General features: G+C 63.7%; 9 protein-coding genes. 1 reads left to right on the forward strand and 8 read right to left on the reverse strand.

The window, feature by feature from the left end; genetic code table 11:
* Position 1: 1 nt before the first annotated feature.
* The 4 genes from paaD to paaA are packed head-to-tail and all read right to left on the reverse strand — an operon-like array spanning position 2 to position 2,812.
* Positions 2–616 carry a 1,2-phenylacetyl-CoA epoxidase subunit PaaD gene (paaD, locus tag B552_RS0124315; protein WP_019451665.1) on the reverse strand — a complete coding sequence of 205 codons (615 nt, stop codon included), beginning with the start codon at positions 614–616 and terminating at the stop codon, positions 2–4.
* A 20-nt stretch (positions 617–636) separates the two neighbouring features.
* Positions 637–1,494 (reverse strand): 1,2-phenylacetyl-CoA epoxidase subunit PaaC, encoded by an 858-nt coding sequence (gene paaC, locus B552_RS0124320; protein WP_019451666.1) that lies wholly within the window; start codon positions 1,492–1,494, stop codon positions 637–639.
* Positions 1,495–1,504: 10 nt separating this feature from the next.
* Positions 1,505–1,792 carry a 1,2-phenylacetyl-CoA epoxidase subunit PaaB gene (paaB, locus tag B552_RS0124325; RefSeq protein ID WP_019451667.1) on the reverse strand — a complete coding sequence of 96 codons (288 nt, stop codon included), beginning with the start codon at positions 1,790–1,792 and terminating at the stop codon, positions 1,505–1,507.
* A gap of 12 nt (positions 1,793–1,804) precedes the next feature.
* Positions 1,805–2,812: a 1,2-phenylacetyl-CoA epoxidase subunit PaaA gene (paaA, locus tag B552_RS0124330; RefSeq protein ID WP_019451668.1), complete on the reverse strand. Its 1,008-nt coding sequence runs from the start codon at positions 2,810–2,812 to the stop codon at positions 1,805–1,807.
* Between the two features lie 226 nt (positions 2,813–3,038).
* Between paaA and B552_RS0124335 the strand changes: the two genes are divergently transcribed.
* On the forward strand, positions 3,039–3,509 hold the full coding sequence (locus B552_RS0124335) for a universal stress protein (protein WP_019451669.1): 471 nt from the start codon (positions 3,039–3,041) through the stop codon (positions 3,507–3,509).
* A gap of 19 nt (positions 3,510–3,528) precedes the next feature.
* Here B552_RS0124335 and B552_RS0124340 read toward each other — a convergent pair whose 3' ends face one another.
* The 4 genes from B552_RS0124340 to B552_RS0124355 all read right to left on the reverse strand — a co-directional run bounded on the left by B552_RS0124340 (position 3,529) and on the right by B552_RS0124355 (position 8,183).
* The gene (locus B552_RS0124340) at positions 3,529–3,807 is read right to left on the reverse strand and encodes a DUF1488 domain-containing protein (protein WP_019451670.1); all 279 of its coding nucleotides are present in this window, start codon (positions 3,805–3,807) and stop codon (positions 3,529–3,531) included.
* A 170-nt stretch (positions 3,808–3,977) separates the two neighbouring features.
* The gene (locus tag B552_RS0124345; RefSeq protein WP_237718357.1) at positions 3,978–5,903 is read right to left on the reverse strand and encodes an FUSC family protein; all 1,926 of its coding nucleotides are present in this window, start codon (positions 5,901–5,903) and stop codon (positions 3,978–3,980) included.
* A gap of 571 nt (positions 5,904–6,474) precedes the next feature.
* Positions 6,475–7,719, reverse strand: a complete 1,245-nt coding sequence (locus B552_RS0124350) for a spore maturation protein (protein WP_019451672.1) — start codon at positions 7,717–7,719, stop codon at positions 6,475–6,477.
* A gap of 77 nt (positions 7,720–7,796) precedes the next feature.
* Positions 7,797–8,183 carry a DUF488 family protein gene (locus B552_RS0124355; protein ID WP_019451673.1) on the reverse strand — a complete coding sequence of 129 codons (387 nt, stop codon included), beginning with the start codon at positions 8,181–8,183 and terminating at the stop codon, positions 7,797–7,799.
* Positions 8,184–8,388 lie beyond the last annotated feature (205 nt).

The following is an 8,388-nucleotide window of genomic DNA, read 5'->3' on the forward strand; positions in this document are numbered from 1 at the left end:
ATCAGTAGGGTTTGAAGTAGTCGAACGGTTCGCGGCAATCCAGGCAGCGATAGAGCGCCTTGCAAGCGGTAGACGCAAAGCGCGACAGTTCCTGCGTATGGGTGCTGCCGCAATGCGGGCAGGCAACGGCTTCGGCTGGCTCGGTCCGGGGCACGAAGTGCACCGGCTTCACATGATGCGCGGGCGCAGCGGCGGTGCATTGTCCCGGTGGGGCGATGCCATAGGCACGCAGGCTGGCCCGGCCGGCATCGGTGATCCAGTCGGTTGTCCAGGCGGGCGCCAGTACCGTGCATACGCGCCACGGCGCCAGGGCTGCGGCTTCGAGTGCACTGCCCACGTCCTCTTCGATCTGGGACATGGCCGGGCAACCTGAGTACGTTGGCGTGATGACGGCTTCCAGGGTCGATCCATCCGCGCCGATCCGAACGTCACGCAGGATGCCGAGGTCGCGGATCGATACAACCGGGATCTCCGGGTCGGGTATCGCTTCGAGCGCCGCCCAGGCGCGGGCCAGCCGGCTTTCCGGCGTACCCGTGCCTGCGTCCGTGCCTGCGCCCGGGGCGGGGAACGTCGGGGCGAACGGGGACGAACCAGCGATGTTCGAGGGGCTGCGCATGGCGTGGGCCCTTGCCTGTGCTACCACTGTGCGCCCGGATGGGCGCGGGCGAGCCCCTGCAGTTCGGCCAGCAGGTAGCTCATGTGCTCCGAGTGCACGCCGTGCTTGCCAGTCGAGACAAAGGCGGACTGTGCGGGCAGCCGCAGCGTGGCTTCGTCGAGCGTGGCCTGCACGGTGGCTTCCCAGGCGGGGCGCAGGCCGGCAGTTTCCACGGCGACGCCTTGCCTGGCCGCTTCCTGCTCCACCGGATCAGCGCCGAAGCACTCGTTCATGTACGGCATCAGGTGGTCGAGCGCGCGCTGCATGCGCAGGTGCGATGCTTCCGTGCCATCGCCAAGCCGCACAACCCAGCCGGCCGCATGCTGCAGGTGATAGCGCGCTTCTTTCGACGACTTGGCGGCGATGGCGCCCAGTTCGGTATCGCTGCTGCATTCAAGGGCAGGCCACAGTTCGGCCATCAGCGCGCCATACAGGAAGTTACGCATGATCGTCACCGCGTAGTCGCGGTCAGCGCTCGCGGTGCCGGCCAGCGGGCCTTGGTGCGGCAGTTCCAGCAGCGTCCAGTTGTGGAACTCGCGCTCGCTGCGCCAATAGGCATACTCGTCCTCATGCCGTACGCGGCCGGTCAGCCGGCCTTCGAGCGCGCCGGCATGACTGTAGAGCAGACGTGCCTGGCCGATCAGGTCGAGGCTGATGTTGGTCAGCGCGATGTCCTCTTCCAGCGCGGGGCCGTGGCCACACCATTCGGCATTGCGCTGACCCAGGATCAGCGCGTTGTCGGCCAGGCGCAGCACGTACTGCAGCGGCGCGGTGTTGGCCAGCGGCAGGCGCGCAACGGCGCTGTCGTTGATGGTGTCGGCGGTGATCGATGAGCTCATGGTGCCGGCCTTACATATGGTTCACTTCTTCGGGCAACTGGTAGAACGTTGGGTGCCGGTAGATCTTGTCCGCCGCGGGGTCGAACAGCTCGGCTTTCTCCGCGGGCGCGCTGGCCGTGATCGCTGCCGACGGCACCACCCAGATCGATACGCCTTCCTGCCGGCGCGTGTAGACATCGCGTGCCATGTGCAGCGCCTGCTGCGCGTCGGCGGCGTGCAGGCTGCCGCAATGCTTGTGCTCGAGGCCCTGCTTGCTGCGGACAAAGACTTCCCACAGCGGCCATTCCTTTTGTGTCATGTCGGTCTCCTCTCAGGCTGCCTTGGCGGCGGTAGCGCGGCGCGCCTGCTTTTCAGCGTGGGCCAGTGCGGCTTCTCGTACCCAGGCACCATCCTCGTGTGCCTTGACGCGCGTAGCCAGACGCTCCTTGTTGCAGGGGCCGTCGCCGTTGATCACGCGCCAGAATTCCTCCCAGTCGAGCGGGCTGTAGTCGTAGTGCCCGCGCTCGGCATTCCATACCAGGCCAGGATCGGGCAGCGTTACGCCAAGTACCTTGGCCTGCTCGACCGTCGCATCGACAAACTTCTGGCGCAGATCGTCGTTGGAGATGCGTTTGATGCCCCAGGCCATGGTCTGCGTGCTGTTGGTCGAGGCGGCATCCGGCGGTCCGAACATCATCAGAACCGGGAACCACCAGCGATTGACCGCGTCCTGCACCATCTCGCGCTGGCCTTCCGTGCCGCGCATCATCGCCAGCAAGGCATCGAAGCCCTGGCGCTGGTGGAACGACTCCTCCTTGCAGATGCGGATCATCGCGCGGGCATAGGGGCCGTACGAGCAGCGGCACAGCGGAATCTGGTTCATGATCGCCGCGCCGTCCACCAGCCAGCCGATCACCCCTACATCCGCCCACGTGAGCGTGGGGTAATTGAAGATCGATGAATACTTGGCGCGGCCCGTGTGGAGTGCGTCGACCAGGTCGTCGCGTGAAGCATCGAGGGTTTCGGCAGCGCTATATAGATAGAGGCCATGGCCCCCTTCATCCTGGACCTTGGCCAGCAGGATGGCCTTGCGCTTGAGGGACGGCGCGCGGCTGATCCAGTTGCCTTCAGGCAGCATGCCGACGATTTCGGAATGCGCGTGCTGGGAAATCTGGCGGACCAGCGTCTTGCGGTAGGCGTCCGGCATCCAGTCCATCGGCTCGATCTTCGCATCTTCGGCGATGCGTGCATCGAAAGCGGCCTGGCGTTCTGCCAGATCGGGGGCTATGGGCGCAACCTGTTGCGCCTGGCCGGGCAGGTCGAGGCTCTGTGTGTACATCACGTCTCCTGGACAGTCGTCTGCTGCGACGGGCCGACCTGTAATTGTTGGATGGAGCGCTGTGGGGTCGGGCCCGACCACTATATAGATAATCCGACCGGTCGGTCAATTTAAAGGTTCGTCGATGGTTCGTCGATTGCCGCACGGTTTTTCAGAATCGGCTCATCACGTGAGCCACACGCCATGAGTACTATCAAAGCTCATCTTCTGACGGGAGGCCAACGTAATGACCAGTACGGCATATAGCAAGATCGTGGTGGCGGTGGATGGCAGCAGCACATCGGACCTGGCGCTGCAGCAGGCCATTCGCGTGGCAGGCGGCGGCGGGGCAACGATTTTGGCGCTCTACGTTGTGGACGACGCCCCGATGCTGTTCGACGCTGGCTACTACGATCCGTCGCAAATCGAGCGTGCGTTCGTGGAAAGCGGCACGCGGGCGCTTGAGGCGGCCAGCAAGGTACTTGGCGACGCAGGCGTGAAGTTCGAGACAAAGCTCGTTACCGAACCGGCGGTGACAGGCGATATCGCAGCGTCAATCAACGAGGCCGCCCGCGAATGGGGTGGAGACCTGCTCGTCATCGGCACGCACGGCCGGCGCGGCGTGCGCAGGCTAGTGCTCGGCAGCGTGGCCGAAGCGGTGATTCGCCAGTCAACGATGCCGGTGCTGCTCGTTCGCGGGAAGGCGTCGGAGGAATAGAAACCGGGCGTTGGACCGTTCAGCCAGCAAAGCGGAAGTGGCCGCCGCGCAGCACGATCTCGCGCGCCTCGGTCAATTCGAACATGCTTTGCGCTAGCTGCTCGATCCGCGCACGGTTATCGGTGAACGCGCGCACCAGATCCTCTTCACGTGGCGAGCGTGCACCGCAATAAGCTTCCAGCGCTTCGGCCGTAACGGAGTACTGGGAGTGGTTGCCATTGACCGTTGCGGGGCAGGAAAGCGTCAGACTGGCTCCGCAGTATGTCGGATTGCTGTTCGGGAAAGTGATATCGGTCATGGCGCACCTCGTCTTGTCGGGAACGGGGGAACGGCGAATATCCCTTCAATATAGATAATTGCGGGCGTCCGGCAACCCGGGGCTGACCCGGAGGTGGCCTATGCCGATATCGTGCCGGCATCGACGGTTATCGACAGTTTGCAGGCTAGACCGGCAGACCGGCTGCGTTCTCAGCCGGCGCGCATACCACGTAGCCGAGTCCGTCTGTTGGCTGCGTGTTCCGCTGCAAGCGTTCGCATGCTGGCCACCGATTGGTGTGCGTCATCGATATGAAGATCGGCGTAGGCCGCCTGCTCGGCCAGGAAACGCTCGAAGGGCGTGTCGACCGGCGTCGGCCGCGCGAATCTGGTGGGCGCAACGGTAGCCGTCGCGCCATTTCGTCCCGGGCGGACGGCGACTTCGGCCAGGCGTGCCTCAAGGTCCATCAGCGGGGTTTGAATCGCCGAATCGGGCGGCAGACTGACTTCCCCGGATTCCGCCCCGGCCCGGATCAACCCTGCCAGAGAAGCCATGCGGCGTGCCGTGCCATGGAGCGACGCATGCGCGGCTGCCAGTCCCGGTGCAAGGTCGGCCGAGCACTGCGCGAGTGTGTCCTCGGCACGCGACGACGCACGGCCGGCGGCTACACGCAGGGCCTCGAGTCGCAACTGGGCCGGGGCGAGCGTACGGGCGGCACTGATCGTCGCGCGCAGGTAGACAGCGTTCACCGCAAGCGCGTCAAGGCTATGGCGAAAAGCGCGCGACAGCTCGGCGCGCGGCGCAAGCACGTAATAGCTGGCGAGCGCGATCACGCAGCCAATTGCCGTATCGATGCCGCGCAGCACCGCAACGTGGCTGCTGCTCGACGCGGGCTCGCCAATCCACGAAAACAGGATGATCGCCGGAGTCAGGCAGAACGCGAACCCACCGGCATTGCCGGCCAGGCGCTGGGCGTATGCGCCCGCCAGAAATATCCCGCTCAGCCCGAGGGCCAGGGCTGGTGTCGGATGAGCCGCTCCGATCACGCATGCGAGCAGTGCGCCGGCCAGCGAACCCGCGAAGCGCTGAAACGAGATCAGGCGGGTCGTCTGCAGGCGCGGGCTCAGCACCATGATCACGGTGACGGCAACCCAGTATCCATGGTCGGCTTGCAGCAGTTGCGCGGGCAAGAGGCTCAGGCCGCCCGCAAGTGCGAGCCGCACCGCGTGGCGTGACACGCGCGCGTCGCGCGCGGCAAGATCCGCAAGCGTGCGGCCAAGCCGATCGATCAGGCCGGCGATTCCAGCACGCCGCCAGGAAAACCCATCTCGCCAGCGATCGAAATCCGGATACTTCGCCAGCGCAGCCAGGGCAGATTGATACGCCGGTGGCGCACTGGCATTGGCGCGCTGGGCAACCAGCCGTCGCAGATCGTGAGTGAGCATGGCACTTAGCGCGGGAAGGTCGGGAGCGTGTCGGGACAAGGCCTGCCGGACCTGCGCGTGCGTATCTTCAAGGCAGCGAGCGGTGTGCCCCAGTGGCAGGTCGTGCAGGTCGTGGGATCGTTCCAGCCTTTCCCGCAATTCACCGGCAACGATGAGCAAGGCAAAGATCGCGTCTCCCACGCCAATGAGGTACGCGTAATGCAGGAGCCCAACCGGATCGGCCAGACCGCGCCGGCTGGAAACCGCTGCGCGGGCAGCTTCGATGCGCAGCCGGATTTCCTGCTTGTGTGGCGCCATATCGACGGGTTTCAACGTGCCGAGCACCGCCGCAAACCGCTGCAGCGAGTCGTAGATGGCGATAACCTCGCTCCGCGGACGCGTATCCCGTAGCGAGGGGATAAGTACCAGGCAGAACAGGCATGCAAACACGCCGCCGCGCAGGAAGTCGACGCCAGCCATCCAGGCATGCGCGGCGATCGACGGCCCGGACACGGGCTGCAGGCATGCCGCGATCAGCACCACGTAGAGAAGCTTGAACCACAGCGCGGCAGCCGGGCCTCGAATCTCCGAGAGTCCAGCGATGAGGCCGCCAGCCAGCACCACGGCCAACGCGCCAAGCGGGGACGCGGAAAGACTCGCGCCGATGATGCTGGCGGCGGCGCCGCCAATTCCAACGGTGCCGAGGCCACGCATGCGGGCTGCGGCAGTGCCGGGACGATCAGCAAGGCATGTCCAGATGGAAGCCGTGGCTGACCAGAGGTAGCCTGCTTCACCGGTAAGCCACCCCGTGCCGGCCAGCGCGAGAAAGGACAGTGCGTAGATGACGCCGCGTCTCAGGAAGGCAGGTTCGGGCCAGTAGCGGAGGCAAGGCGGGGCGGGGCGCATGGCAAGGACGGCAAGCAGAGAGTGGTCTCAGGGTCAGTACCGATGCCACTGTACTTGGGCGATTGCTGCATCGCAACAAATATGGCCGAATGCCGAGTTTTGCGTGCGAAGCGTGCGGCGATGCACTAGGGCTGGGAAATGTAGCGCGCTGCGGTGCAGAGGCCGTATTCCTAATGCAGACCGATCGAAAAAATCTCAGTCGGCCATGGATTCACCAGATTTTGCGCAAAAAAAACCCGCGCAACTAAGGCGCGGGTTGGAATCCACCGAGGTGGTGGAGGAGACAGACTTCACTATACACGACTTGTTGCGTCGCACCAAGTGTCTCCGCTGGCAAATGGCTGCAATGGAGCACAATGACGTTGTGGTCGTACAACAACTAGCGGAAAAGATACGCAATCCACACGGCAGCGCCAAGTCCGACAAAGTCCGCAACCAGAGCGCAGGCCAGCGCGTGCCGTGTATTGCGCACATTGACACTGCCGAAATACACCGCAAGCACGTAGAACGTAGTTTCGGTCGACCCCTGAATAATCGCCGCCAGCCGTGCCTGAAACGAATCGACACCATAGGTGGTCATCACGTCGACCATCAGGCCCCTGGCGCCGGCACCTGACAGGATTTTCATCAAGCCGACCGGCAGGGCGGGCACGAACTCGGTGTTCATGCCGAGCCATTGGAAAACCGCGGTGAGAGCATTCATTACCGCATCCATGCAGCCGGTAACGCGAAACAGGCCGATGGCTACGAGGATCGCTACCAGATAGGGAATGATCTGGATCGCGACACCAAAGCCCTCCTTGGCGCCGTCGATGAACGCGTCATAGACATTGACTCGGCGCAATGCGCCGCAGACCAGGAACAGCGTGATCAGTGAAAGAATGAACCCGCTACCGGCCAGCGCCGTCACCTGGCTTACCTTGTCGGGCGGGGCATGCCGCAACCAGACGAACAAACCGCCCAGCATGCCGCCCACGATTGCCAGCGCCGTCAGTACGGCCGGCTTGAGCAGGTTGAGCCGCTGAACCCACGCCACCGCAAGCAATCCGGCCAGGCAAGACACGCCAGTTGCCAACAGCGTCGGCAGAAAGATGTCAGCAGCGTTGAAGCCGACCAACCCTTGCTTGACGGCCATCGCCTGCCGGATGGCGATCACCGAGGTAGGGATCAGCGTCAGACCGGCCGTGTTCAGCACTATGAACATGATCTGCGCGTCGGTGGCGGTGTCGGGCTTGCGATTGAGCGACTGGAGCTCGCGCATCGCGTTAAGCCCAAGCGGCGTGGCGGCATTGTCGAGCCCAAGCAAGTTGGCGGACACGTTCATCATCATCGCCCCTTGCGCCGCGTGCCCCTGCGGTACGCCTGGGAAGAAATGGCGCAGCAATGGGTTCACGAGCCGGGCGAACAGGTCGACGACGCCAGCGCGCTCGCCGATTCGCATGATGCCAATCCACAGGCTCATCACGCCCGCCAGACCAAGAGATATCTCGAATGCCGTGCGCGCGCTGTCGAACAGGCTCGCCAGCATTGCGGGAAACACGGTGGTATCGCCGCCAATCAGGCGCACGCAGGCGGCGACAAAGGAGATCAGGAAGAATCCGAGCCAGACGAGGTTCAATGCCATCGGCGTGTGAGTTGCCAGTTAGAAGCTTCGCTACACGAACGGCGAAGCTTCGCATCATAGCCCGAAGGTTTCGTCAGCTAGGTGATGTCGGCGCCGCGCTTCACCAGCAGGTCCCGCAGGATCGAGCGATGGCAATGCGCTTCGTTTTCGCAATAGCAGCCGAGAGAGAAGTTCGTCTGATGGGAGAGGGCGGCGAGCAGGTCCAGCGTGCGGCTGGCGTCAGGCTCCGCCATTTCCGCCCGAAAGCGTTTCTCGAATGCGCGCCAGGCCTTGTCGTCCGTCGCCGCCTGGGCTTCTGCAACCAGTTCAGCGGAGGGGGACAGTGCCGGGTACCACACGTCGTAATAGTCCCGGCTCGCAAATTCAGCCTTTGGCACCCCACGCGGCGGCCGCCGCACGGTACCCATGCGCAATCCTTCATCCTTTGCGCGGGGCGTGCCGAGCCTGACGATACGGATGGTCATTTCAATATCTCCAATAGATAGCCTTTTTATATATAAGGCCCTTGATTCCGCCGATGCTGTCACGCATCCCAATTCATTGCATCTCGGTAGCGCCGTAATCGCGCCATGAATGTGTCGCGTAAATTACTTTTTGAGGTGTCTCCAACTTTCTTCAGAAAGTGCTTGCCAACCCTGCATGGCTCCCTTAATATTCGCCCCCTCGCAA

Source organism: Cupriavidus sp. BIS7, from assembly GCF_000292345.1.
Taxonomy (GTDB): Bacteria; Pseudomonadota; Gammaproteobacteria; order Burkholderiales; family Burkholderiaceae; genus Cupriavidus.